Here is a 25,838-nt window from a genome sequence, read left to right on the forward strand (position 1 = left end):
GATAAAGAAAAAGGCGATCAAATGATCGCCTTTTTTAATTCCTCAATCCATCGCAGGACTGAGGGTTCGCAGTCAATTAAATCGTTACAGTATCTGCAACATCACTAAATGACTTGAGCTTATCAAAACTCATGTATTTATAAACATCACCAGCTTTAGCATCAAGTGCCTTCACTTGCTCTAAGTACTCCGCAGGTGTAGGTAGGCGACCCAAGAGCGCGGCTACAGAGGCCAATTCAGCGGAAGCCAAGTAAACGCGAGTATCAATACCTAAACGGTTAGGGAAGTTACGGGTAGAGGTTGAAACAGCTGTGGAACCTTTGCGGATCTGAGCTTGGTTGCCCATGCAAAGTGAGCAGCCTGGACTTTCCATGCGCGCACCAGCTGCGCCCAACATGCCGTAGTAACCTTCTTCCATCAAAACCATAGCATCCATCTTGGTTGGAGGGGCTACCCACAAACGTGTCGGCATATCCTTCTTGCCTTGTAGTACTTGACCAGCTGCGCGGAAGTGACCGATATTGGTCATGCATGATCCAATAAATACTTCATCAATCTTGTCGCCAGCAACTTCAGACAATACTTTCACATCATCTGGGTCATTAGGGCATGCAAGGATTGGTTCTTTGATTTCATCGATGTTGATTTCGATAATTTCAGCGTAGTCGGCGTTGTCATCTGCTTTGAGTAATTGTGGGTTTGCAATCCAAGCTTCCATGGCTTTAATACGACGACCAAGGGTGCGCTTATCTTCATAACCATTAGCAATCATCCACTTCATCAGTGTGATATTAGATTGCATATACTCAATGATTGGCTCTTTATTGAGGTGAACTGTACAGCCGCCAGCAGAGCGTTCTGCAGAAGCATCAGACAATTCAAAAGCTTGCTCAACTTTAAGATCAGGCAGACCTTCGATTTCTAGAATACGGCCAGAGAAAATATTCTTCTTGCCTTGTTTCTCAACAGTTAATAAGCCTTTCTTAATTGCATACAAAGGAATTGCATTTACCAAGTCACGCAAAGTGATGCCAGGTTGCATTTTGCCTTTGAAGCGAACCAAGACAGACTCAGGCATATCCAATGGCATTACGCCAGTAGCTGCGGCGAAAGCAACTAAGCCTGAACCCGCTGGAAATGAAATTCCAATTGGGAAGCGGGTGTGACTATCGCCACCAGTACCGCAGGTATCCGGGAGGAGTAAACGGTTCAACCAGCTATGGATCACGCCATCGCCTGGGCGCAATGCAACACCACCGCGATTAGTCATGAACGGTGGCAACTCATGTTGAGTGCGAATATCTACAGGTTTTGGATATGCTGAGGTGTGGCAGAAAGACTGCATCACGAGATCAGATGAGAAGCCAAGGCAAGCTAAGTCTTTCAATTCATCACGGGTCATAGGACCAGTGGTGTCTTGTGACCCGACGGTAGTCATATGCGGCTCGCAGTAAGTGCCAGGACGCACGCCTTGGCCTTCTGGAAGACCGCATGCGCGACCAACCATTTTTTGTGCCAAGCTAAAGCCCTTTTTGTTATCCACTGGATTTACTGGCAAGCGGAATTCTGTAGATGCTGGTAAACCAAGAGCTGTGCGAGCTTTAGCAGTCAAGCCGCGACCAATGATCAAAGGAATGCGACCACCAGCACGAACTTCATCCAAAATAACAGGCGACTTTAATGAGAAGCTAGTAATTTCAGCACCATTTTTAAATACTTTACCTTCGTATGGACGTAGCTCAATCTCATCACCCATATTCATTTGGGAAACATCCAATTCGATTGGCAACGCGCCTGAATCTTCCATTGTGTTGAAGAAGATTGGGGCAATATTGGTGCCCAAGCACACGCCACCAAAACGCTTGTTAGGTACGAAAGGAATATCTTGACCTGTCCACCAGAGAACGGAGTTCGTAGCAGATTTGCGTGAAGAGCCTGTACCAACTACGTCACCAACGTAAGCAATTTGATTACCTTTTTTCTGGAGAGCAGCGATTTGCTTCATTGGGCCACGAACGCCAGTCTCATCAGGCTCAATGCCTGGACGTGGGTTCTTGAGCATGATCGTCGCATGCAATGGAATATCTGGACGACTCCATGCATCTGGAGCAGGGGAGAGGTCATCAGTATTGGTTTCGCCTGTTACCTTGAAGACTGTAAGCTTCATGCTTTCTGGAACGGCAGGACGGCTAGTAAACCACTCGGCATTCGCCCAACTTTGCATTACTGCTTTGGCATTTGCATTGCCTTTTTCGGCCAACTCTTGAACGTCGTTGAAGTAATCAAACATCAAGAGTGTTTTCTTAAGTGCTTCAGCTGCTGCTGCACCGCACTCGGCGTCAGCCAATAACTCAACCAATGGCTTGATGTTGTAACCACCGAGCATTGTTCCCAATAGTTCCGTAGCACGAACGCGAGAGATTAATGGTGATTTATCCGTGCCTTTTGCGATGGCATCTAAAAACTCAGCTTTTACTTTAGCGGCCTCATCAACACCTGCAGGTACGCGGTTTGTAATTAACTCTACGAGCTCAGCTTCTTTGCCGGCTGGTGGGCTTTTTAACAATTTAACCAATTCAGCAGTTTGATCCTTGGTCAATGGGAGGGCGGGGATGCCAAGGGCTGCGCGTTCGGCAACTTGAGCGTTATAGGCTTCTAACATTGTGTTTCCTATGAGGTAAAAGTGGTCAATAGAAAGGCCAAAAGGGAATTTTCTCCCGATTCCCTAAATTATAGATGTTTATTTAAGTCTTATATAAGACTTTAAAGCTCAAATTTGACTCAAAAATTGGCAATTTATTGAAATATTAGGGTTTTTACGAAGATTTTTAAGGAATAGGGCTCAATAGCTTGGCAAATTAAAGGACTTGCTCGTCCTTCATTGCCCATACTAGCGCAACTACCCAGCCTATAAGGGACCAACCCAGAAAGAGATTGAGGGCAAAAATAGCCCCTGAATTAGCCCTTTTCTTATTAAAAGCGATTGCGAAAGGTAAGAAATAAAAGAGGGAAAGTAGGGTAATAAGTACGGTGAATAAAAGGCGCATATAGGGTCAAAAGGTATGTTCAGTGGATATCCTTGTCATATTACTGAATTTGAAATTTCTAGCTCTAAGCCCTCTATCGTTATAATTACTTTTTCCAACAGAGCTTAAGCGATGACCAAATACGTTTTTGTCACTGGTGGTGTGGTTTCTTCTTTAGGGAAAGGAATCGCAGCTGCCTCGCTTGCCGCGATTCTCGAATCCCGCGGCCTGAAAGTCACCCTCCTAAAATTAGACCCTTATATCAACGTTGACCCGGGCACCATGAGTCCGCTCCAACACGGCGAGGTTTTCGTAACAGAAGATGGCGCTGAGACAGACTTGGATTTAGGTCACTATGAGCGCTTCGTTTCTGCGAAGATGCGCAAAAGTAATAACTTCACTACTGGCCAGATTTATGAATCTGTTATCAGTAAAGAACGTCGCGGTGAATATCTTGGAAAAACCGTTCAGGTAATTCCACACATCACAAATGAAATTCAAGCTTTCGTAGAGCGTGGCGCTAAAGCGAGTCACGACGGTAAAGCTGATGTCGCAATATGTGAAATTGGTGGCACGGTCGGTGATATCGAATCTCTCCCATTCTTGGAAGCCGCAAGACAGATGAGTTTGCGCTTGCCGGCACATGATTGCGCCTTTGTTCATTTGACTCTCGTGCCATATATAAATAGCGCTGGCGAGTTAAAAACCAAACCAACTCAGCATTCTGTACAAAAGCTTCGCGAAATTGGCATCATGCCTACCGTATTGCTTTGCCGTGCCGATCGCCCCATTCCAGAAGACGAGCGCGCTAAGATTTCTCTCTTCTCAAACGTTCGTGAAGAAGCGGTAATTTCTGTTTGGGATGTAGATACGATCTACAAAATTCCTGAAATGCTCCATGCTCAAGGCATGGATGATTTAATTTGCCGTCAATTAGATCTCAAAGCTAAGCCAGCCGATCTTTCTGTATGGGCCAATTTAGTTTACGAGCTAGCCAATCCAAAGCATGAAGTGACAATTGGTATGGTTGGTAAATATGTTGAATTAACTGAGTCCTACAAGTCGCTCATTGAAGCGCTGCGTCATGCTGGTATTCATACACATACTCGTGTCAATATTAATTACATTGACTCTGAAGTGATCGAAAAAGATGGTGTTGATTGCTTGCATAAATTAGATGCGATTTTGGTTCCGGGTGGATTTGGTAAGCGCGGAACAGAAGGCAAGATTGCCGCCATACGCTATGCCCGTGAAAACAATGTGCCGTATTTGGGTATTTGTTTGGGTATGCAATTGGCTGTGATTGAATTTGCACGCCATGTAGCAAATCTCACGAAAGCAAATAGTACTGAGTTTGATCCGCAGGGCGAACAGCCTGTTGTTGCTTTAATTACTGAGTGGCTAGATAGAGAGGGTAATGTAGAGAAGCGCTCAAACGACTCTGATTTGGGTGGAACAATGCGTCTTGGCTCACAGCGTTGCCCAGTAAAGGCAGGCACCTTAGCCTATCGCATTTATGGGTCTGAAGTAAACGAGCGTCATCGTCATCGCTATGAAGTGAACAATACTTATGTGCCTCAATTGGAGAAGTCTGGCTTGATTATTTCTGCCCGAACTCCAAATGAAGAGTTGCCAGAGATGATGGAATTGCCAGCATCGATGCACCCGTGGTTCTTTGGTGTTCAATTCCATCCTGAATTCACGTCAACACCCCGTGATGGCCACCCATTGTTCTCCGCATTTATTAGCGCTGCACTTTTGCATCAAAACGCCGCTGAAAAGCAAGCTGCATAAAGGAAGAATATGAGCGCATTTAAGCTATGTGGTTTCGATGTTGGTTTAGATCAGCGCTTCTTTTTGATTGCGGGTCCTTGTGTTATTGAGTCTGAGCAATCTGCAATTGATATTGCGGGCCAGCTAAAAGAAATTACTGCTGCATTAAACATTCCGTTCATTTATAAGTCTTCATTTGATAAAGCGAACCGCTCCTCTGGTTCTTCTTTCCGTGGCTTAGGCATGGAGAAGGGGCTAGAGATTTTGGCTAAAGTCAAAAAGCAAGTGAATGTTCCTGTGTTGACTGATGTTCATGACATCAGCGAAATTTCCGCTGTTGCTAGCGTTGTTGATGTACTGCAGACGCCAGCATTTTTATGTAGGCAAACCGATTTCATTCGTGCTTGCGCTCAAAGCGGCAAACCGGTGAACTTTAAAAAAGGCCAATTTCTGTCGCCGCATGAAATGCTGAACGTCATTGAAAAAGCACGTGTAGCAGCCTCAGAAATAAATCTTCCTGACCAATTTATGGTGTGTGAGCGCGGCGCTTCTTTTGGCTACAACAATCTTGTGTCCGATATGAGAAGCTTGGCAATTTTGCGTGAATCTAAAGCACCAGTGGTTTTTGATGCCACCCATTCAGTACAGTTACCGGGCGGTCAGGGCAACTCTAGTGGTGGTCAGCGTGAATTTGTACCCGTTTTAGCGCGAGCTGCTGTGGCTGTTGGTATTAGCGGTCTTTTTATGGAAACCCATCCGGACCCAGCAAAAGCCTTATCTGACGGCCCTAATGCGGTGCCGCTGGATCGCATGAAAGAGTTGCTCGAGTCATTGGCAGCTATTGATAACGTTGTTAAATCAACTGGATCATTTTTAGAAGATAGTTTTAAGTAACTTTAAGTAAATTAGTTTCACCCATTTCAAATTGTTTTAAGGAGAAGGTGCATGAGCGCCATTGTTGACATCATCGGTAGAGAAGTTCTGGATTCCCGCGGCAACCCAACGGTTGAGTGCGATGTTTTGCTTGAGTCAGGCGTTATGGGTCGTGCAGCAGTGCCATCTGGTGCTTCCACAGGATCTCGCGAAGCAATTGAATTACGAGATGGTGACAAAACACGTTACCTTGGAAAAGGTGTTCTTAAAGCGGTTCAAAACATCAATATTGAAATTGCTGAATCTATTCTTGGGTTGGATGCAAGCGAGCAGGCTTTCTTGGATCGCACTCTGATTGAGTTAGATGGCACTCATAACAAAGCACGCTTAGGTGCCAATGCAACTTTGGCAGTATCCATGGCCGTTGCTAGAGCAGCGGCCGAAGAGGCGGGTTTACCTTTGTATCGTTACTTTGGCGGTTCTGGTGGTATGCAGTTGCCTGTTCCAATGATGAATATTGTGAATGGTGGTGCACACGCCAATAACAGTTTGGATATTCAAGAATTCATGGTCATGCCTGTTGGTGCTGAAAACTTCCGTGATGCATTACGTTGTGGTGCTGAAATTTTCCACGAATTGAAGAAGATTCTGGGTGCACAAGGTATGCCAACGACTGTTGGTGATGAGGGTGGCTTTGCCCCTAACTTTAAGAGCAATCATGAGTGCTTGCAAACCATCATGAAGGCTATTGAAGGTGCGGGATATCAGGCCGGCGAAGACGTAGTTTTGGCCTTGGACTGCGCTGCGAGCGAGTTCTATAAGGACGGCAAGTACCATTTATCTGGTGAAGGCCTTCAACTGAGCTCAAGCGAGTTTTCAGACTACCTTGGCAATTTGGCGGATCAATTCCCAATCGTTTCGATTGAAGATGGCATGCATGAGGGTGACTGGGATGGATGGGCTGATATCACCAAAAAACTGGGCAAGAAAATTCAGTTGGTTGGTGATGATTTGTTCGTAACCAACACCCGTATCTTGCAAGAAGGTATTGATAAGGGCATTGCTAATTCTATTTTGATCAAGATCAACCAAATTGGTACCTTGACAGAAACCTTTGCTGCTATTGAGATGGCTAAGCGAGCAAACTACACTGCCGTGATTTCACATCGATCTGGTGAAACAGAAGACAGCACGATTGCAGATATCGCTGTTGGCACTAATGCCGGTCAAATCAAAACTGGTTCATTGTCACGTTCTGATCGTATTGCTAAGTACAACCAACTCTTGCGTATTGAAGAAGGCTTGGGTGATGTTGCTACCTATCCAGGTAAGTCTGTTTTTTATAACCTCAAGCGCTAATTTTTAGTTAACACTTAGTTATTAAATAGCGTATGCGGATAGTCATCTACTCTATGCTGGTATTGCTAATCGCAATCCAGTACCCACTTTGGCTGGGTAAGGGTGGATGGCTTAAGGTTTATGAGATGGAGCGACAAGTCGAGCTGCAAGAGGCTAAAAATAGTCTCTTGGCTCTGCGTAATGCCAAGTTATCAGGCGATGTTAAAGACTTAAAAGACGGCACTCGCGCAATTGAAGAACGTGCACGTGTTGAGCACGGCTTAATTAAAGAGGGTGAATTCTTTGTTCAGATCTTGCCGGCAGATAAAGCCAGCGACTCTCAGGCTACTAAACAGTAATCAATAGCCGTTACTTAGTGACCGCTAGATGGTGGTCTTGTTGCATCACTTAATAAATCGGTTTTAAACACCTGCAGGCAATCAACGGCGTCAAAGCGATATGGTTTTGCACAGAAATCACACACCGTCTCAACAGCACCTTGCTCCGCAAGAATGCTTTCCACCTCTTCTTCACCCAGCATCCGTAATATATCCGCAACCTTAGTGCGCGAACACCGACAGGCAAAACGAATAGGACGAGCAGGGAAGCTGCGCACGCCATTTTCTGTTGACTCCTCTAAAAAGAGGCGTCTTAATATTGTTTCTGGGGGAAGGGTGAGCAATTCTTCATTGGTAATGGTTTCGCCCAAAGTTTGAATACGTGACCAGCCTTCAGCTGCAATCTGTGGGTCAAGATGAGCGTGACCGCCAGAATTGGGTAGGCGCTGTAGCAATAAGCCACCAACATGAGTGTCGCTGGATGCTAGCCAAATTCTCGTATCTAACTGTTCAGAGTTTTGCATATACAAAGCGATAGCTTCTGCAGCGCTTGTAACAGGCTTAATTACGGCCCCTTGGTGGTCTTGAAGGGCAACGATGCCTTGGTAGGGTGCTTGCCCAGGCTCTCGGTCGGCGGGATCTAGAGTGATGACTAGTCTTCCACTGCTGCTGACGTCCAACAAGTCAGCTAGGGTTGCATCATCAGCTATCTCGGAGGGCTCTACCGATAGTTTCACGGTCGCGCGCATTGATAAATCTGATTTACATTCGACTACTAAGAGTTGGATAGGGCCTTTGCTTTGCGCCTGAATAATGAGAGTGCCGTCAAATTTGAGGCTGGCGCTTAAGAGGGTGGCCGCACCTACGAAGTCACCTAGAATCCGACGTACTGCAGGGGGGTCATTACGACGCTCCAAGACAGCCTGCCAGGCACTGCCAATCGACACAATTTCACCCCTAACTGGGGCACCATCACACATAAAGACTAGTAATTCATTCATAGTCCAAAGTATCCATGTTTTTTAGGAATTAGTCATAAGATTCCCGACCTGAGATAATGTAGTTTATGCATATTCGTACACGTTTCGCCCCTAGTCCCACGGGCTTTATTCATCTGGGAAATCTTCGCAGCGCCCTCTATCCATGGGCATTTGCGCGACACAATAAAGGCGATTTCATTCTTCGTATTGAAGATACCGATCTTGAACGCTCTACTCAGGAGGCGGTTGACGTCATCATCGAAGGAATGTCCTGGTTAGGGCTTGATCTCGATGAGGGTCCTATCTATCAAATGCAGCGCATTGATCGATATCGTGAAGTAGTAAAGCAAATGCTAGATGTCGGTTTGGCCTATCCCTGCTATATGAGCGAGGAAGACCTCAATCAGTTGCGTGATCAACAAATGGCCAATAAAGAAAAGCCTCGCTACAACGGTTTATGGAGACCGGAGCCGGGCAAAACATTGCCGCCAGTGCCGGAGGGGGTGAATCCAGTGATTCGCTTTAAAAACCCAATCGGTGGCTCAGTAATATGGAATGATGCCGTCAAAGGTCAAATTGAAATTAGCAATAATGAGCTAGATGATTTGGTGATTGCCCGCCCAGATGGCACCCCTACATATAACTTTTGTGTAGTCATCGACGATATGGATATGAACATTACCCATGTCATTCGGGGTGATGATCACGTCAATAACACTCCACGACAGATCAACATCATGAAAGCCTTGGGTGGAACGCCCCCCGTTTACGCCCATTTACCAACGGTTTTGAATGATGCCGGCGAAAAAATGAGTAAGCGTAATGGCGCTATGAGTGTGCGCGATTATCAAAAGGCAGGGTATCTGCCTGAAGCCATCCTCAATTACCTGGCTCGCCTAGGCTGGTCTCATGGTGATGCCGAAGTCTTTACCAAAGAGCAATTTGTAGATTGGTTCGATTTAGAAAGTTTAGGTCGCTCACCAGCACAACATAATCCTGAAAAATTGCTATGGCTAAATCATCAATATATTCAGAATGCTGATCCTGCCGTATTGGCGCAAGCAACAAAACCATTTGCACATCAACTAGGAATTGATACTGATACTGAAACTGGACCAGATTTTGTTCAGGTCGTTGGCCTATTAAAAGATCGAGCCAATACTTTGATTGAAATTGCCGAGGGTGCAAAGTTGTTTTATCTACCAGCACCTGATTTAATGCCCGAGCAAAAGAAGGAAAATATTTCTGAGGCCATTATTCCAGCGCTAAAAGACTTAATTGATGCCATTGCTGTGGCTGAGCCAACGAAAGAGGCTTATGCCGCCGCTTTTAAGCAAGTTTTAGCAAAACACCAGATCAAAATGCCGGCTTTGGCTATGCCCGTCAGATATGCTTTATTTGCCACAACACAGACTCCAGCCATTGATTCTGTGTTGGTTGTTTTAGGCAAAGATGAGGTCGTGAAGCGGCTCTCCAAGGTAATCCTGTAAGGAATTTGCGCACCCGCACAAAAATAGGATAAAATCTTGGATTGTTTTGAGTGTCTTGTAGTTTTATCGCGGGATTTCGGGGGTATAGCTCAGCTGGGAGAGCGCTTGCATGGCATGCAAGAGGTCAGCGGTTCGATCCCGCTTATCTCCACCAAGCATTTAAAATAGACGTATGTTGTATTCCAGGTCCCCATCGTCTAGAGGCCTAGGACATCACCCTTTCACGGTGAGTACGGGGGTTCGAATCCCCCTGGGGACGCCAGATTCTTCTGGTTGCAGTAAAGATGTATGATGTTGTGTTACGCGATGTATTTTGGAGCGGTAGTTCAGTTGGTTAGAATATCGGCCTGTCACGCCGAGGGTCGCGGGTTCGAGTCCCGTCCGTTCCGCCAAGACAATTAAAAAGCCCCCTTAATAGGGGGCTTTTTTTTATTCCTCTATTCTTTAATTTCTGTATTTACTCGTAACCAACTCTTAATTTCAGAACTTTGCGGTTATCAGATGTTGCTGGGTCTGCCGCGTGTCTTTCAACAGCGCTTGTCTGAGAGATAAAGTTCAACACTTCATTAAGAACAATTTCACGCTCATTATCAATTGTCACAATATGGTAGCTGTTGCCCAGCCAAATAACGCGACGGACTTCTGACTTGCAGTGATCCAATATCTCATTTGCTGACCATACAGAGCAGGTATCATCTTCAACCGACTGGATAATCAGCAATCTAGTGGTTAAATTAAATAAACTATTTTTAACTTTAGACATTAAGCCTTTGGCTTCATGCAAGTGGCGGGCGGAAATTGATTCAGCCCCCACCTCAGATACCTTGAAGGTCTTAAACTTTTCACTAATGCGTCGGCGTAAATCGATATTCTTAACGCCGAATGGTTCGCGTTCTGAATATTCCCAATTGCGCGCGCCAAAGAAATAAAAAAAGTCGAGAATAGGGCGATAAAAGGGTACTGACCAGCCGTCGTATTTCAGTACGGGTGACATCAAACAAAGGGAGGAGATATCCGTTCTTTGGCAGCAAACAAGGGTTGCCAATGTAGCACCCATGCTAATACCTGCAAGATTAATAACGGAATACACCTCCTTCTGTTCATCTATCAGATTATGAAGCTGTATAACCCAATCCTCAAATTTGCTTGCAGGCGCTCCATAGATAAATCCATGGATTTCAGGTATCAATACGTCATGACCAGCGGCCTCTAAAAATCGGGGTAGCTGCCCGAGCTCTAAGCCACTCCCATTTAGACCGGGAATGATGATGGTGAGATCATGCTTGGGGTTGAGGATAGCTAGCTCAGACATCGAATTTTGGCTTATTTAAAAAGATGAGTTAGGATACACCGAAATAGATAAAAATCATGAGACATAATTTAAATGCTAAAAGTTGGTGCTCCAACAAAAGTCACGGCTACTTAGTTGCGGTATTTGGGGTGCTGATAGCCTTCTCTTTGCGCTACGTTCTACACCCATTTCTCGGTAGCTCACTACCGCTATTCTTCTTTCAGATAAACACCATAGTAATTGCATATTACTTCGGCATCTTCCCGGCCCTTTTAACGCTTGCCTTGAGCGCACCATTATTGATATTTTTCTTCTTGGAACCTTTTGGTGCTCTATCGGTGGTTGACCAGAGGGATATCACTACTTTATTTGTTTATCTGTCTTATACATTGCTGACCGGTATATTGGTAGAGCTCTTGAGGCGCGAACAATATAACGCCAAAATGGCGTATTTGGTAAGTGAGACCAGATTAAAGTTGATGGTTGAAGGTGACCAGAAAATGCGCAGTATTATGCGCAAGACTTTGACAAAAACACCTGTCGAATGAAGTTTGCGTTAGCCTGGTTAGGGCAGAAGACCTGACCCTCGTCTTGGCAAAGGTCAGGGTAATTTTAAGAATTACTTTTTAGGTGTGGTAATTGATGCGGCCATTGCATCAAAGTAAATAACTTTTACCTGCTCGCCTACATTGATATCAGCCAGAAGGGCAGGGTTCTTCACGGTCACAGTAGTGATCTTTCCGCTTGGTCCCTTTACTGAAACTAACTTCTTCTCGCGATTGACTTCGACAATGTCAGCAACGATAGTTGTTTTATTGGTGATTCTTTCTGACGGCTTTTCATCAGCCTTAGATTTGGTTACGGTATTTGTTTCAACCTTAGTGCGAACGCCATCACTCTTAGTCTTAATTAACTCAATTGCTACTGCTAACTCATAATTCACATTAACGCGATCACCTTTTTTGATTTGCGCAAAATTGGTAATTTCTGGTCCTGCAACGAATTTAGATTCACCTTCTTTATTTTTAAAGGTAATTGTGCGTGTCTTTTTATCGATTTTTACAACTTCGCCCTCATATAGTTGATAGCGGTTATCAGTAACGGCAGCATCAATCACTACAGGCTTGGCTGAGTCTGCCGCAGGAGTGGGCTGGGCATTAACAGCTGCAGTGCCAGCAAAAAGGGCTACAAGAGCCAGGGCAATTGGCGCATATTTCATATTCATTATTTTCCTTATATGTAAAAGCTACTACCTTGAATCTTAGCCTACTTTAATTGAGAAATTGACCTATTAAGGCCTATATTCAGCGGCGAAGCTGAAATAGATATCTTTTGTTAAGATCTTGCATCCCATTGATTTACCTGATTTTATCTACAAGGATTTGACATGCCACAGTTCGCAGCTAATCTCACTATGTTGTTTAATGAGTCGCCATTTATGGATCGATTCGAAAAAGCGGCCAAATCAGGATTTCAGGCAGTAGAGTTTCTCTTTCCGTATGGGTTTTCAGCACAAGAAATTAAGCAAAAATTAGAGCAAAACAAACTCCAATTGGTTCTTCATAATTTGCCAGCCGGCGATTGGGATGCGGGGGAGCGTGGCATAGCTTGTTTGCCAGATCGCGTTGCTGAATTTCAGGCGGGTGTTGTTAAGGCAATTGAGTATGGTAAGGAGCTTGGTGTTAAGCAAATAAATTGTTTAGCTGGAAAAGCCCCTCTTGGCGTAAATTCAGAGGAGTTGCGAAAAACATTCGTCTCCAACCTTATCTTCGCTGCTGCCGAACTCAAAAAAGTGAATATCAGACTGCTCATTGAGCCAATCAATACTTTTGATATACCTAGATTTTATTTATCCACAACTAAGCAGGCAGTCGAAATTCTCAATGAGGTTAGTTCGGATAATTTGTACATTCAGTACGACATCTATCATGCGCAACGTATGGAAGGCGAGCTCTGTAAAACTCTAGAGGCTAATCTTTCAAAAATTGCCCACATCCAATTGGCTGATAATCCTGGTCGTAATGAGCCCGGCACTGGAGAGATTAATTACGCGCATCTATTTAAATTCATCGATAGTATTGGCTATAGGGGTTGGATTGGATGTGAATACAAGCCAGCATCAAATACTGAAGTCGGATTAGGTTGGATTAAAGCCCTCAACAAATAATAAAAGCAGTTAATTACTAAAAAATAAAAATCGAAATGGAGACAAAATGTGCAATCAATTAAAAATAGGATTTATTGGACTTGGAATTATGGGTGGACCTATGGCAGGACATCTAGTGAATGCTGGACATCAAGTATTCATTAACACTCGTAGCAAGTTTCCAGAAGCTCTCGCATCATCCTCAGCCGTCCAATGCACATCTCCGCAAGAAGTTGCAAGCAAGGCTGACATCATCTTTACGATGGTTCCAGACACTCCGGATGTGGAAAAAGTCTTATTTGGGGAAAAAGGTATTGCTTCAGGCCTTTCAAAAGGAAAGATCGTAGTCGATATGAGCTCAATCTCTCCCATAGCTACCAAGGAGTTTGCCAAGAAAATCAATGCGCTTGGTTGTGACTATCTGGATGCGCCCGTATCTGGTGGTGAGCTTGGTGCAAAAAATGCAACGCTATCTATCATGGTTGGCGGTGAAGATGCTGTCTTTGAGAAAGTGAAGCCTGTATTTGAGTTGATGGGTAAAAACATTAATCTCGTGGGCGGAAATGGCGATGGTCAGACTGCTAAAGTAGCCAACCAAATTATTGTTGCCTTAAACATTGAAGCTGTTGCTGAAGCGCTATTATTTGCGGCAAAAGCTGGAGCTGATCCAGCAAAAGTGCGCCAGGCATTGATGGGTGGATTTGCAAGTTCTAAGATATTAGAAGTGCATGGTGAAAGAATGGTGAAGCGAACTTTTGATCCCGGCTTCAGAATTGAGTTGCACCAAAAGGATTTAAATCTCGCCCTTTCTAGCGCAAGAGCTCTTGGCGTCTCATTGCCCAATACTGCTACAGCACAGGAGTTATTTAATTCCTGCTCAGCACATGGGGGCAAAGCCTGGGATCACTCTGCCATGGTTCGTGCACTTGAAAAATTAGCTAACTTTGAAATTGGTCAAAAGGCCTAAGCCAGATCTATGTCTTCAACTTTATTGGTATATCTACATGGCTTTCGCTCTTCGCCACGCTCAAGCAAGGCCGTATTGACTGGTGATGCTATCAAGAAACTTTCTACTTCAGAGCATTCGATTGAATGGTATTGCCCGCAGCTTGTAGCCTCTCCAAAAGCAAGCATGGATATGGTTATTGAGAAAATTAATTCATCAAAGCATGAGCGTCTGATAGTTATGGGATCTTCATTGGGTGGTTACTACGCAAATTATTTAGCCGAAAAATATGGTTGCAAAGCCGTAGCGCTCAATCCCGCAGTAAGAGCACCTAAGGAGCTTGCGGCACATGTTGGGATGTTGACCTCATACGATACAGATGAGCCCTATGATTTTCGTCCAGAATATATTGATGAGCTGAGGGATCTTCAGGTTGAAAGAATCAGCAACCCCTCACGCTATTTTTTGATGGCTGCAAAAGGTGATGAGCTTTTGGACTGGCAGGAAATGGTTGATTTTTACAGTGGTGCCGAACAGTTGGTGCTTGAAGGCAGCGATCATGGGATTTCTGAATATCCAGAGCACTTACCCAAGGTTTTGAGGTTTATCTCCCAGTAGCAGATTGATTGCACTAACTTCTTCTGTAAGATGATCTAAACGGCATCCGCTGAGTTGCACTGTCTAGAGAGGAGGGTTTGTGCTGAGCATCTTGAAATTAGACGCAGGTGGAATTCCCCAGGGCTGGGTTAATGCAGAAGAAGCCACCAAGCAATATGCTGATAAGAGCGTATTGTGGACTCTAGGTGATCCGATTTTTCAAATGCGTGGCGGCATTTCACGCGCAACTGGTAAGCAATCCCTTATTGAGCTGCATTCGATTATTGCGGTAAAGGGTAGCGCAAAGATAAATCTCTTTGATGTGGCACCTGTCATCACTAAACATAAACTCTTTAAACGGGATCGAGGCTTATGCGCTTATTGTGGCGATGCTATTCATGAAAACCAAGCCGAGGCTGAGCACATCATCCCTAATAGTCGTGGTGGCAAATATAGCTGGATGAATTTAGTTATCTCTTGCAGACCATGCAATCAGCGTAAGGGCAATCGAACACCAGAGCAGGCTGGAATGACATTGCTCTTTACTCCATATTTGCCGAGCCTCTATGAGGATATGATTCTGAAGGGTCGTAACATCTTGGCTGATCAGATGGACTTTCTTGCGGCTAATTTACCAAAAAACAGTCGCCTTTTAGAGAGCTTGCTCTGAACCACAAAATAGGGTGGCGCAATTTTTTTCAAACACCCAAGACCAATTCTCTTCGAATCCTTTTTGCCGCCTTACTGCTTTCAGTAGTGGGCCACCTTGCCTTATTTTTTGGATTGCCCTTTATCTCTTTTTCCGAGACGCCACCAATTGCCGAAGATTTAATTATTAGGACCGAATTAAAGGCCGAGCCTCCTAAGAAAATTCAGATGGCGAAAGCAGCAAAAAGGACGCCGAAGAAAACAACATCAAATAATCTCAGTAATGACCTGAAGTCTAATACCGAAGGAGAGCAGGGTGGATCTCATAACCAATCGGGCGTAGCTTTTAAATTGCCTCAATCGGGTGTTATTTACTACGACTCCTATGTAGATGGTCAGAAGTATCAAACTGGCGAAATAGATTGGATTGTTGAAGGTAATAACTATCGTCTATACATCAACATCCCTTATGCAATCGTTGGACCGTTTGTTTTTGAATCCCGCGGTACCGTAGATGCCTATGGAATAGCTCCTAGTATTTATTGGACGCAACGCGGAACAAAACCGCCACGATATTCACGTTTTGATAGAAATGATAAAGGGGAAGGGCAGATGTTTTTTTCTGAGAAGCCTGAATTCACGCCTACCTTGTTACCAGGTACTCAAGATCGATTCAGTCTATTGTTTCAGCTGGCTTCTTTGCTGAACGGCGATAGCAAGATAGATGAAGCAGGTTCCATACGGGCGATCCCTGTAGTTGACTACAACACCCTAGAAATGTGGAACTTTAAAAGTTATGGTGAGGCTACATCGGAAGATGTTCCGAGCCTTGGAAAGTCTGTGAACCGGCATTACGCCCTAATGCAGCGCGAGAACGACCCCTATAAGCGTCAGGTGGATATTTGGCTTTCAAGGGACCTTGAATGGCTGCCGGGCCGCATTAGGTCCCTAGAGTCTAATGGCAGGGTGCTTGAGCTTGTTTTTAAGCAAAAGAACCCCGTTCCAGCTGAAACGAGGCCTTAATCCTAAAAGCCGGATCCTGATTTAGGGTTTTGGCTTGGTCGATTTAGTAAGGCGCCCATCATTGAGTACAACGCTGCGCCTGACATGGATACGGCAAAAATCCCCGAAAAAGAGATGATGATTGGCAAGATTCTCCAGTGCTCTGACAGCGTGTAATCTCCGTAGCCAACAGTTGTATACATCTCGCCAGCAAAGTAAAAGGTCTGTGGATTGGTTGCAAAAACCTTAAGGGCCACGCAAATGTAAGCCCAGGCAATGATCTCAATAAAGTGGCTGCCGATAATCAACAGTATGGCTATGAAATAAGACAGGAAATTTGCACCATAGATACGCTTATTTTCGAGCTTGTGATCTATCCAATGAAAGGTGCCTGCAATCATCAAAACCGCCATGCCATGAAAAGTAAGCATAAGACAGGCAAGAATTAAAACTATCCATATTTGGCTATTACCCATGTCGGTATTGATCTCTGAAAACAGGGTATGAAAGCTAGGTAAGTCCAGGTTTTGAAAGAACTCAACAACAGGTAGCTTGCCATCATGAATAAAGTTCAAAGCCATAGGTTCCTATCCAGTGGATTACAAAGATATCTTATTTGACATAATAATGATTATACGCAGTAAGGCATATCATGATTTAGGCGGTACAACACTCTTTGGATATACGTATGGTTTCTTATAAACCTTTAACCAGCGTGAATTTAAGCCCTCAACAATCCAAGGCTTGTCATAAATGACTGCGATATCAATAGCAGTTAATCCGTTGGTATTTCGTATCTGTAAATCAGCCCCTTTATCCAATAGAAGCTTAATTAGCTGCTCATTTCCAGATTGAACGGCCATCATTAATGGGGTTGTATTTCCGGGGCTCATTGAGTCTACGATTGCACCGTTTGCGAGTAGAAATTCTGCAACCTCTAGATGCCCTCTAGAGCTCGCGTAATGCAACGGTGTCCAGCCGATATGATCCATTTGAGCTTTTTTGTTCTGAACTAAAGCTTTGACCAATGGCAAATTACCCTCAATTGAAGCAATCATGAGCGGCGTCTCACCATATTTGTTGGAAATATCTACATCTGTCGCCTTATTGCTCAACAGGAATGTAATGACGTCATTGGACTTATCCTTAATGGCCAAATTAAGCATAAGCTCGCCCTTTGGGTCCAAGGTATTTGGATTAACGCCTTCAGAAACTAGCTTTTTGACTGTGGACACATCATTAAATTTTGCTGCTTTTGCAAAATCAGTAATCTGCTCATCAGTTTGAGCCAAAGCAATATTATTTAGGGCAAAAACTACAGCTATAAGACTACTAATTTTATTAATTCGTTTTATCATGAATACTTTCTATCTATATGAAAACATTCATAAAAATTATTAGAAGTTTGCTTTGCTAGGATCTCCACTGGTATTTCTCTGAGATTAGCAATAAATTCACCAACTTTTGATACCCAAGCGGGCTCGTTAGTCTTGCCGCGATAGGGAATCGGCGCTAAATATGGCGAATCTGTTTCAATCATCATGCGATCTAAGGGCACTTGCTTGCAGGTTTCCTGAAGCTCCTTAGCACTCTTGAAGGTAACAATACCTGAAAAAGAGATGAAAAATCCCATTTCCATGGCAGCCTTTGCCACTTCATATGACTCAGTAAAGCAGTGCATCACACCACCTATTTGATGGGCGCCCTCCTCTTTGAGGATTCTGATGGTGTCATCGGAGGCCGACCGTGTGTGAATAATGAGGGGTTTCTTTGAGGCAATAGAGGCTCTGATATGGGTTCTAAAGCGCTCACGTTGCCATTCCATAGACTCATAGCTGCGATCGCCCAATCGGAAGTAATCAAGACCCGTTTCCCCAATTGCAACGATTTTGGGTTCCCTTAGCGCGGTTTCGACCAAGAATTCAAATGTTGGCTCAGGTGTATCTTCATAGTCCGGATGCACTCCAACAGAGGCAAAAAGATTTGCATGATCTTGCGCTAATTTCAATACATTGGGAAAGTCAGGCAAATCCACTGATACGCACAAAGCGTGACTAACTTTGGACAACTCCATATTCCCCAATACTTCAGGCAGGCGAGCTTGGAATTCAGGGAAATCGAGATGGCAATGGGAGTCTATGAACATGACTCGTTATTTTAGACTGCTTGAGCTATTTTTAAGACCCAAAAATCTGCTGATACTGAGAAAGCAATGCCTCCAGCTGAATTCGGTTGGCTAAAGGATGGTTTTCATGGCGACGGGCCTGAACCAGCGACTTCCAGAACTGAAGCAATTTTTGTAGGTTTGCCATTTTTGCCAAGCCTTGGAGAGTAGCTAGGTGTTTTGGGTAATAACGCGGTTCGCCTCCTTGGGCTACCGACTGTAAATCAGAAACCCAGCGCTGCATGCTGGCCAACAAATGAGCGAATTGCGCTTTATGGGTTTTCTCTGCCGTATCGAGCCAATTGATTTTGACGCCTTGCGCCATGGATTGCAGAAGATAACGGGAGGCTTGAATTGAAATTGTTAGCTCATCCTTGTCGTCTTTATTGTGCCTGGCGATCAAAGAGTCGAGAACCGAAAATGGTGCCCCGCCCTGTTCATCGTAGACGGTCTCTACATCCATATCGCTAATCTTGAGGCCACTCACACCACTTAACTGGCTTTTAAGCCACGCTAAGCCTTGGGTTCGATCTGGACGAGGTGCAGTTAACAAACGACAGCGCGATCGAATAGTTGGCAAAACTCGATCCACCCTGTCTGCCAGCAAAATAAAGATCGTATTTGCTGGCGGCTCTTCTAGTGATTTTAATAAGGTATTTGCAGAGTCTGAGCGCAGCATCTCTAGGGGATAAATTAAGATGACCCGATTGCCGCCACGATGTGAACCAATAGAAAGATTTTCTATTGCGTGACGAGTTTCATCAATCGAGATATTTTTCTTTTCCTTTTTCTCGCTTGGTTCACTTTCATCATCACGCGCGGCCTTGCCTCTTTTAGGTGAATCATCACCCTCATAATCCGCATGCGGCAATAACTTGCGATGGGTTTCTGGTACAAGTGAGATAAAGTCGGGATGATTTCCGGTGTCAAACCAATGACAGGCCTCACATTCGTTGCAGGGCTTAGTTTGGGTGCTTGAGCTCTCGCAAAGGAGCGCTTTAGCAAGCTCAATGGAGAATGCAAACTTTCCAATACCAGACTGACCATGCAACAAAATAGCATTCGGAAATTTAGCAAAATCCAAGCTATCCCATAAAGGATTAAGCCATGGCGCTATCTGCATTATCTGCATCACTTAAAGTGCAACCTGAATCAATCTCAAACCATCCCAAATAGCCTCAGGAGTTTTGGTTGCATCCACCAAATGAAAGCGTTTTGGGTCAGCTTTAGCTCGACGTAAATATTCTTGACGCACTCTTTCAAAAAAGTCTAAATCCATTTTTTCAAACTTATCTGGCGCGCGAACCTTTGAACGACGGGCCTCTGCAATCTCACCAGGCAAATCAAACAAAATTGTGAGGTTTGGTTGCAAGAGTGTGCCGTCAGAGCGACCCTGAACCCAGCGCTCTAAATCATTTAACTTTTCTAAACTCAAGCCACGACCACCGCCTTGATAGGCAAAGCTAGCATCTGTAAAGCGATCGGAGATAACAATCTTCCCTGCAGATAAAGCAGGTTCAATTACTTGGGCAATATGTTCGCGTCGTGCAGCAAACATTAACAACGCCTCTGTTTCCAAATTCATCGGTGCATCTAAGAGGAGATTACGCAGTTGTTCGCCAAGAGCTGTGCCACCCGGCTCTCTCGTCATGACCACTTCTTTATTTGGGTAGCGTTCTTGCATAAGATTTCGAAAGGCATCCACATGCGTACTTTTGCCTGCTCCATCTATGCCTTCGAAGTTAATAAAAAAACCGGATTGTGCTGATGTCATATTCAAGAAAATTTAGTTGGCGCTGTTTTTAGGTGCTATCTTGCGTTGATATCGATCTACTGCACTCTCATGCTCCTTCAAGCTTTGAGAGAAGTGGCTACTACCATCCCCTTTGGCTACAAAGAATAAAGCATTGCTTTTGGAAGGATGGGATGCGGCCAAAATAGACTCTTTACTCGGCATTGCAATTGGGGTTGGAGGCAGGCCTTTATGTAAATACGTATTGTAGGAGGTGTCTTTACGCAAATCTGCTTTCCGTAAATTCCCATCAAATTTAGGCCCTATTCCATAGATCACAGCAGGATCAGTTTGGAGTAGCATATCCTTATTGAGGCGGTTAACAAATACCGCTGACACCATATCTCGATCACTTGATCGACCGGTCTCTTTTTCAATGATTGAGGCCAATATCAATAGTTCATAAGGTGTCTTTAGGGGAAGATTGGCCTCCTTTTGATCCCAGCTCTGGGTGAGCTGCCTTTGCATTCCTTGTGCAGCTCTGCGATAAATATTTAAGTCAGGTTCATCGGGATCAAATATATAAGTGTCGGGTAGAAAAATTCCTTCATCGCTGGGATAGCTTAAATTGAGACTCTGCAATAACTCTTTATTGGTCATGCCCTTGGTCTGATGAATCAGGGCTGGGTGTGAATCAACAATGCTTCTCAGTTGCCAAATAGTCATTCCTGGAATAATTGCAATACTTTCCCTAATGCGGTCACCGCGTGCAATCTGCAGCAAAATCTTCCCTAAACTTCCTCCGCTTGGAAGTAAATAAGTTCCCGGCTTTAGTTTTGAGCTAACAAATAAGCTTCTAGCCCCTACTTGCAGCACAAAAGGATTGATAGATAAACCTTGGTCACGCAATTGGTTGGCAATACTGGATAAGCTTGATTGAGGGCTAATCTTTGCTTTATAGGTGGGGGCATTCTCAAGATTGGAGACGCTGGGAACTACAGGCAACAAGAAGATGGCGCCATAAAGCAAGCCCAAAATGATTGCCAAAAGACTTAGCCAATACTTTACCCCTCGACCTTTAGACTTTTTCTTGATAAATAGTGACCTGCTCTGAATTTTTCTGCTCATCAGGCTATGATAAAAGGGTCATGACAAATACTTCGCAAATTCAGCAAAACTGGGTCAATAACCCCTCCTCCATCCCCTGCAATTTGCCGCAGTGGGGCTTAATCCTGGTGGAGGGATCAGATGCTGCTAGCTTTTTGCAAAATCAGTTAACGAATTCTGTCCTGGGCCTGAAGCGTATATTGCCGGGGCAATTTGCTCAGGGGCTTTCATCTACCCGCTTGATTGGCTATTGCAGCCCAAAGGGCAGACTACTAGCAAGCGCATGGGTGGGTTTATTTCTATCAAGTGAGGATGCAGAAGATCGATTTGCTTTATTTATCTCCAAAGATATTGCTGCCAGTACAGCTAAACGTTTATCGATGTTTGTACTGCGTTCGAAAGTAAAAGTTACCGATGTTTCTAATGAATGGATTGTTACTGGTTTATATAACTCAGACCAACAAATTGCAGATCTTAAGATAGAGAATGACTGCATTGCTTTGCGCTTGCCCGATGTGTTGGTTGGTGATAGATCCGTTGCTAGGGTGTTAGTAGCACATCCTGAACAAGAGTCTCTCAATATACAAAACACGAATGAAACGCTTAAGTCATGGAATGCGCTTGAGGTCTTGAGCGCTATTCCACGAATTGTTCAGGCCACGCAAGAGCAGTTTGTGCCGCAAATGATTAACTTTGAATCCGTTGCTGGCGTCGACTTTAAAAAGGGTTGCTACCCAGGTCAGGAAATCGTCGCGCGCAGCCAATACCGCGGGGTTATTAAAAGACGCTTACAACTTGCTCACTTAAGCGGCGCTGCCTTTAACGAAGGTCAGGCTTTGCCTGGTACAGAGCTTTTTCATTCAAATGATCCGACTCAACCGGCTGGAATGGTAGTTTTATCCGCCCCCAGTCAAAGTGATTCGCAACGGATTGATCTCCAAATTGAGTGCAAGCTGGAGGCCCTAGAAAGTGGCAATATTCATCTTGGTAGCGCTGATGGACCTGTGTTAAAAATAGATTTGTTACCCTACCCTTTGATTGAAATTTAATCGCTTTTATGTGCCTTATTCTGTTCGCTTGGAATTCTCATCCAGACTACTCGCTAGTAGTGGCGGCGAACCGTGATGAATTTTACGAACGCGACACTGACGGCGTTACATGGTGGCAAGAGCACCCACATGTCTTGGCGGGTAGAGATCGAGCCGATGTATTGGGAAGTCCAGGTACATGGCTTGGATTCACAAAGACTGGAAAATTTGCTGCCTTAACCAATGTGCGTGCGCCAAGCGAAAAAAATCCGGACTCAAGAACGCGCGGCGAACTTTCTCTAATGTATCTCACAGGTAAAGATCGCCCAACAGAATTTATTCAAGACAACGCAAAACGCTTTCAGCAATATAACGGCTTTAACCTCTTAATGGCTGATCTAAGCAATCCTGAGAACGCAGAAATGCATTGGGTGAGTAATCGAATGATGATGGGTCAAAGTATTCGACCGCGCAAAGTTTTTCCGCAGCAGGCTCTAGAGCCAGGCGTGTATGGGCTTTCTAATGCCATGCTCGACACCCCATGGCCTAAGGTAAATCATCGGGTGGCAGCATTTGCCCAAGCATTAGCAATGGATCAGGGTCAACTCAAGAATGCCGACCAATATTTAAAGCTATTGGCTGATACCCATCATGCTAGCGATCATGAGCTTCCAAATACTGGTGTAAGTAAGGAGTGGGAAAAAGCGCTCTCCCCTGCTTTCATCAAAACGTCTTCCTATGGAACACGCTCTAGTACCGTTCTTAGAGTACGTAAAGATGGCCAGTTTGAGTTAGTGGAGCGACGCTTTGATGCATCCGGAACCGTAGGCCATGATGTTGTTACTGGCGCACTTAGCTCTGCTTCAGACTCTAATTTATCGGTTTAGCTCTATTTAGAACGACCATCGTTGTTCACAACAATCTCACCATCGGCATTACGAGCAGCCAAGCGCTTGAGGTATTTGAAAGTGCCAGTAGCCATGCAACAGACCTCACCTTGATCGTTATATAGCTTGGCTTCACAAAAAGCCATAGTTGCAGTTCTGCGAACCGTATCCGCTTTAACTCTGAGAACACCAGTAGCAGCCTGCATGAAATTATTTTTCATTTCTATGGTGACAACACTGCGATCACCGGGATCGCCGGAACGAGCAGCCACTGCCATAGCCACATCCATGAGCGTCAATAAGACGCCGCCATGAGCCACTTCCCAAGTATTGTTATGTTCGGGCTTGAGAGCGAGCAAAATCTCGCCCTTTCCCATTTCAGCGCTTAAGCAGCGAACCCCTAAAAGCTTCAAAAAGGGAACATTTAATTCTTCGCCTAAATTGGCAAGCTGGGTCTGCGGATTAATTTGGACTTGTTTGTTCATAGGTTAATTTTAGAGTCATGTACGTATTTTGGGAAATCCTCCTAGAATAGTCACCATGGCCTTTACTTTAAGCGGCGATGATGTTTGCCAAGCAACATTACCTTCACCCATACCAAATCCCTATTGGGTTGCTTTTTCGCCCCTATCCGCAAAATTAGCAGGCATTCCCCTTGATGACAAGAATCTCCCGGTAGATAAAGATTGGCTGGAGGTTTTGTCGGGAAATCAGCTTAATACAAGTAGCTACCAGTTCCCTAATCCGATTTCAACAGTCTATAGCGGTCATCAATTTGGTGTTTGGGCAGGACAGCTCGGTGATGGTCGCGCAATCTTGCTTGGAGATATTGGCGACCAAGAATTGCAACTTAAGGGTGCCGGCAAGACTCGTTTTTCACGTATGGGTGATGGACGTGCCGTACTCCGCTCCTCTATTCGAGAATTCCTATGCAGTGAAGCAATGCATGCTTTAGGCATTCCCACAACACGGGCGTTATCGATTGTTGGTTCAGACTTACCAGTACGAAGAGAGGCTATGGAGACTGCAGCCATATGCGCTCGGCTGGCGCCCAGCTTTATTCGTGTTGGACACTTCGAACATTATTCAGCAACTCAAAATCATGCAAGATTAAAAGAGCTAGCTGATTTTCTCATTAGCAATCATTACCCAGACGCCCTTCAGTCTGAATCCCCATATTTGGAGTTATTTAAGTCTATCTGCACGCGCAACGCAAAGTTAGTGGCGCAGTGGCAGGCAGTTGGCTTTTGTCATGGTGTTTTGAATAGCGACAATATCAGCGTACTCGGCCTTACGATAGACTATGGGCCCTTTGGATTTCTAGATCAATTTCAGATTGATCATATCTGCAACCATAGCGATCAAGGTGGTCGCTATGCGTATCATCGCCAACCTCAAATCATGCATTGGAATATGGCCTGCTTAGCCAGCGCGATGATGCCACTGTTAGAACTGCAGCACGGCGAAAAAGAGGCGCAAGAGAGATTGCGTACAGCCCTTGAAGATTTCCCAGTGGTTTATGCACAAACTTGGCAAGCGTTATTTCGTAAGAAATTAGGTTTCATAACTTCACAAGATGGGGATATTGCATTGATTGAGCGCTTATTGCAGGCAATGCATGATTCGAGAGTTGATTTCACATGCTTCTTTCGTAATCTTGGCGCAATCAAGGCTAATTCACCGATTGCGCAAATAGCCTTGCGAAATGATTTTGTTGATCGAGAGTTGATCGATCATTGGTTTGACGATTATCTTGCTCGCTTACTGAGTGAGTCCAGTAATGATATGGATCGTCAAAAAGCAATGAATCAAGTAAATCCAAAATATGTACTGCGCAATCATCTGGCGCAGCAAGCCATTGAGCAAGCCCAGAAAAAAGACTTTTCAGAGGTCTCTAAATTGCTAAATATCTTAAGTAGGCCTTTTGATGAACAGCCTAACTACGAATCTTATGCATTAGCACCGCCACCTAATCTAGATACTGTTGAGGTAAGCTGTTCATCATAAGTTTCTAGCTAGTAAACTAATTTCTCATAATAAACATGAAAAAAACAGATCAAGAATACAAGCAATCTTTAAGCGATATTGAATATCGTGTTACTCGTGAAGCTGCTACTGAGCGTCCTTTTACCGGCAAATATTGGGATCATTGGGATAAGGGGCGCTACAAATGCATTTGCTGTGACACGCCCCTCTTTTTATCCGAGACGAAGTTTGACGCTGGATGCGGGTGGCCAAGCTATAACGCGCCTGAAGTTGAATCATCCATCACGGAAATTAGAGATAGCTCTCACGGAATGATTCGAACGGAGGTGCGCTGCGCTCATTGCGACGCCCATTTGGGGCATGTATTTGAAGATGGTCCCATGCCAACTGGATTGCGGTACTGCATTAACTCTGCGTCACTGAGTTTTGAGCCCGGCATCAATGCCATCCCTGCAAAAACTGAGGAATAAGCAATTAGCTGGATAA

At 44.5% G+C, this 25,838-nt stretch carries 27 protein-coding genes and 3 tRNA genes; 18 read left to right on the forward strand and 12 right to left on the reverse strand.

All coding sequences use genetic code 11. The features are described 5' to 3' along the window. Positions 1–76 precede the first annotated feature (76 nt). Positions 77–2,662: a bifunctional aconitate hydratase 2/2-methylisocitrate dehydratase gene (locus ICN18_RS09720; protein WP_216190298.1), complete on the reverse strand. Its 2,586-nt coding sequence runs from the start codon at positions 2,660–2,662 to the stop codon at positions 77–79. A 196-nt stretch (positions 2,663–2,858) separates the two neighbouring features. After that, positions 2,859–3,047 (reverse strand): superinfection immunity protein, encoded by a 189-nt coding sequence (locus ICN18_RS09725; RefSeq protein ID WP_216190299.1) that lies wholly within the window; start codon positions 3,045–3,047, stop codon positions 2,859–2,861. Positions 3,048–3,158: 111 nt separating this feature from the next. Here ICN18_RS09725 and pyrG point away from each other — a divergent pair, with 111 nt between their 5' ends. From pyrG to ftsB, 4 genes are read left to right on the forward strand one after another with little or no spacing between them, the layout of a single operon-like run. Continuing rightward, positions 3,159–4,820: a CTP synthase gene (gene pyrG / locus ICN18_RS09730; protein ID WP_216190301.1), complete on the forward strand. Its 1,662-nt coding sequence runs from the start codon at positions 3,159–3,161 to the stop codon at positions 4,818–4,820. 9 nt (positions 4,821–4,829) lie between these two features. Beyond that, positions 4,830–5,693: a 3-deoxy-8-phosphooctulonate synthase gene (gene kdsA / locus ICN18_RS09735; protein ID WP_216190303.1), complete on the forward strand. Its 864-nt coding sequence runs from the start codon at positions 4,830–4,832 to the stop codon at positions 5,691–5,693. 51 nt (positions 5,694–5,744) lie between these two features. Beyond that, positions 5,745–7,031, forward strand: coding sequence for a phosphopyruvate hydratase (gene eno / locus ICN18_RS09740; protein ID WP_216190305.1), 1,287 nt, complete (start codon positions 5,745–5,747; stop codon positions 7,029–7,031). A 32-nt stretch (positions 7,032–7,063) separates the two neighbouring features. After that, positions 7,064–7,369, forward strand: a complete 306-nt coding sequence (gene ftsB / locus ICN18_RS09745; protein ID WP_216190306.1) for a cell division protein FtsB — start codon at positions 7,064–7,066, stop codon at positions 7,367–7,369. 14 nt (positions 7,370–7,383) lie between these two features. On the opposite strand, the gene hslO is transcribed toward ftsB, so the two are convergent. Then, on the reverse strand, positions 7,384–8,349 hold the full coding sequence (gene hslO / locus ICN18_RS09750) for an Hsp33 family molecular chaperone HslO (RefSeq protein WP_216190308.1): 966 nt from the start codon (positions 8,347–8,349) through the stop codon (positions 7,384–7,386). Positions 8,350–8,414: 65 nt separating this feature from the next. On the opposite strand from hslO, the gene gltX reads away from it, so the two are divergent. The 4 genes from gltX (at position 8,415) to ICN18_RS09770 (ending at position 10,210) form a co-directional block, all read left to right on the forward strand. Further along, positions 8,415–9,818, forward strand: coding sequence for a glutamate--tRNA ligase (gltX, locus tag ICN18_RS09755; protein WP_216190310.1), 1,404 nt, complete (start codon positions 8,415–8,417; stop codon positions 9,816–9,818). 78 nt (positions 9,819–9,896) lie between these two features. Next, positions 9,897–9,972 (forward strand) — tRNA-Ala (locus ICN18_RS09760). Positions 9,973–10,004: 32 nt separating this feature from the next. Next, positions 10,005–10,080, forward strand: a tRNA-Glu gene (locus ICN18_RS09765). A gap of 53 nt (positions 10,081–10,133) precedes the next feature. Next, positions 10,134–10,210 (forward strand) — tRNA-Asp (locus ICN18_RS09770). A 65-nt stretch (positions 10,211–10,275) separates the two neighbouring features. On the opposite strand, the gene ICN18_RS09775 is transcribed toward ICN18_RS09770, so the two are convergent. After that, the gene (locus ICN18_RS09775) at positions 10,276–11,130 is read right to left on the reverse strand and encodes an alpha/beta hydrolase (protein ID WP_216190311.1); all 855 of its coding nucleotides are present in this window, start codon (positions 11,128–11,130) and stop codon (positions 10,276–10,278) included. 56 nt (positions 11,131–11,186) lie between these two features. Between ICN18_RS09775 and ICN18_RS09780 the strand changes: the two genes are divergently transcribed. Further along, positions 11,187–11,657, forward strand: coding sequence for a DUF4118 domain-containing protein (locus ICN18_RS09780; protein ID WP_216190312.1), 471 nt, complete (start codon positions 11,187–11,189; stop codon positions 11,655–11,657). Between the two features lie 71 nt (positions 11,658–11,728). Here the strand turns inward: ICN18_RS09780 and ICN18_RS09785 are convergent, their stop codons facing one another. Then, a complete protein-coding gene (locus tag ICN18_RS09785; protein ID WP_216190313.1) occupies positions 11,729–12,334 on the reverse strand; it encodes a hypothetical protein in 606 nt (201 codons plus the stop codon). Between the two features lie 162 nt (positions 12,335–12,496). Here ICN18_RS09785 and hyi point away from each other — a divergent pair, with 162 nt between their 5' ends. The 5 genes from hyi (at position 12,497) to ICN18_RS09810 (ending at position 16,469) form a co-directional block, all read left to right on the forward strand. Beyond that, on the forward strand, positions 12,497–13,276 hold the full coding sequence (gene hyi / locus ICN18_RS09790; RefSeq protein ID WP_216190314.1) for a hydroxypyruvate isomerase: 780 nt from the start codon (positions 12,497–12,499) through the stop codon (positions 13,274–13,276). Between the two features lie 46 nt (positions 13,277–13,322). Further along, complete coding sequence (gene glxR, locus ICN18_RS09795; protein WP_216190315.1) at positions 13,323–14,222, forward strand: 2-hydroxy-3-oxopropionate reductase; 900 nt, start codon at positions 13,323–13,325, stop codon at positions 14,220–14,222. A gap of 9 nt (positions 14,223–14,231) precedes the next feature. After that, on the forward strand, positions 14,232–14,819 hold the full coding sequence (locus ICN18_RS09800; RefSeq protein WP_216190317.1) for a YqiA/YcfP family alpha/beta fold hydrolase: 588 nt from the start codon (positions 14,232–14,234) through the stop codon (positions 14,817–14,819). A 79-nt stretch (positions 14,820–14,898) separates the two neighbouring features. Then, entirely contained in the window at positions 14,899–15,468 is a 570-nt protein-coding gene (locus tag ICN18_RS09805) for an HNH endonuclease (protein ID WP_439650827.1), read from the forward strand. A 206-nt stretch (positions 15,469–15,674) separates the two neighbouring features. Continuing rightward, positions 15,675–16,469 (forward strand): DUF3108 domain-containing protein, encoded by a 795-nt coding sequence (locus ICN18_RS09810; protein ID WP_255532196.1) that lies wholly within the window; start codon positions 15,675–15,677, stop codon positions 16,467–16,469. Between the two features lie 2 nt (positions 16,470–16,471). On the opposite strand, the gene ICN18_RS09815 is transcribed toward ICN18_RS09810, so the two are convergent. The 6 genes from ICN18_RS09815 to mltG all read right to left on the reverse strand — a co-directional run bounded on the left by ICN18_RS09815 (position 16,472) and on the right by mltG (position 21,472). Next, complete coding sequence (locus ICN18_RS09815; RefSeq protein ID WP_216190318.1) at positions 16,472–17,029, reverse strand: ion channel; 558 nt, start codon at positions 17,027–17,029, stop codon at positions 16,472–16,474. A 69-nt stretch (positions 17,030–17,098) separates the two neighbouring features. After that, positions 17,099–17,806: an ankyrin repeat domain-containing protein gene (locus ICN18_RS09820; RefSeq protein ID WP_216190320.1), complete on the reverse strand. Its 708-nt coding sequence runs from the start codon at positions 17,804–17,806 to the stop codon at positions 17,099–17,101. Beyond that, a complete protein-coding gene (locus tag ICN18_RS09825) occupies positions 17,803–18,594 on the reverse strand; it encodes a TatD family hydrolase (protein WP_216190322.1) in 792 nt (263 codons plus the stop codon). Before ICN18_RS09825 ends, ICN18_RS09820 begins: the two co-directional genes overlap by 4 nt. Positions 18,595–18,625: 31 nt before the next feature. Continuing rightward, positions 18,626–19,744, reverse strand: coding sequence for a DNA polymerase III delta subunit-related protein (locus ICN18_RS09830; RefSeq protein WP_216860016.1), 1,119 nt, complete (start codon positions 19,742–19,744; stop codon positions 18,626–18,628). 3 nt (positions 19,745–19,747) lie between these two features. Next, positions 19,748–20,386, reverse strand: a complete 639-nt coding sequence (gene tmk / locus ICN18_RS09835; RefSeq protein WP_216190325.1) for a dTMP kinase — start codon at positions 20,384–20,386, stop codon at positions 19,748–19,750. A 12-nt stretch (positions 20,387–20,398) separates the two neighbouring features. Then, the gene (gene mltG / locus ICN18_RS09840) at positions 20,399–21,472 is read right to left on the reverse strand and encodes an endolytic transglycosylase MltG (protein ID WP_216190326.1); all 1,074 of its coding nucleotides are present in this window, start codon (positions 21,470–21,472) and stop codon (positions 20,399–20,401) included. A gap of 20 nt (positions 21,473–21,492) precedes the next feature. On the opposite strand from mltG, the gene ygfZ reads away from it, so the two are divergent. Next, on the forward strand, positions 21,493–22,500 hold the full coding sequence (ygfZ, locus tag ICN18_RS09845) for a CAF17-like 4Fe-4S cluster assembly/insertion protein YgfZ (RefSeq protein WP_216190327.1): 1,008 nt from the start codon (positions 21,493–21,495) through the stop codon (positions 22,498–22,500). A gap of 8 nt (positions 22,501–22,508) precedes the next feature. Continuing rightward, positions 22,509–23,366, forward strand: coding sequence for an NRDE family protein (locus ICN18_RS09850; protein WP_216190328.1), 858 nt, complete (start codon positions 22,509–22,511; stop codon positions 23,364–23,366). Between the two features lie 2 nt (positions 23,367–23,368). Here the strand turns inward: ICN18_RS09850 and ICN18_RS09855 are convergent, their stop codons facing one another. After that, entirely contained in the window at positions 23,369–23,851 is a 483-nt protein-coding gene (locus ICN18_RS09855; protein WP_216190329.1) for a PaaI family thioesterase, read from the reverse strand. Between the two features lie 55 nt (positions 23,852–23,906). On the opposite strand from ICN18_RS09855, the gene ICN18_RS09860 reads away from it, so the two are divergent. Further along, positions 23,907–25,373 carry a protein adenylyltransferase SelO gene (locus tag ICN18_RS09860; protein WP_216190330.1) on the forward strand — a complete coding sequence of 489 codons (1,467 nt, stop codon included), beginning with the start codon at positions 23,907–23,909 and terminating at the stop codon, positions 25,371–25,373. Between the two features lie 29 nt (positions 25,374–25,402). Further along, positions 25,403–25,822 carry a peptide-methionine (R)-S-oxide reductase MsrB gene (gene msrB, locus ICN18_RS09865; protein ID WP_216190497.1) on the forward strand — a complete coding sequence of 140 codons (420 nt, stop codon included), beginning with the start codon at positions 25,403–25,405 and terminating at the stop codon, positions 25,820–25,822. Positions 25,823–25,838: the final 16 nt, after the last annotated feature.

It is taken from the genome of Polynucleobacter parvulilacunae (assembly GCF_018881715.1).
Classification (GTDB): Bacteria; Pseudomonadota; Gammaproteobacteria; order Burkholderiales; family Burkholderiaceae; genus Polynucleobacter; species Polynucleobacter parvulilacunae.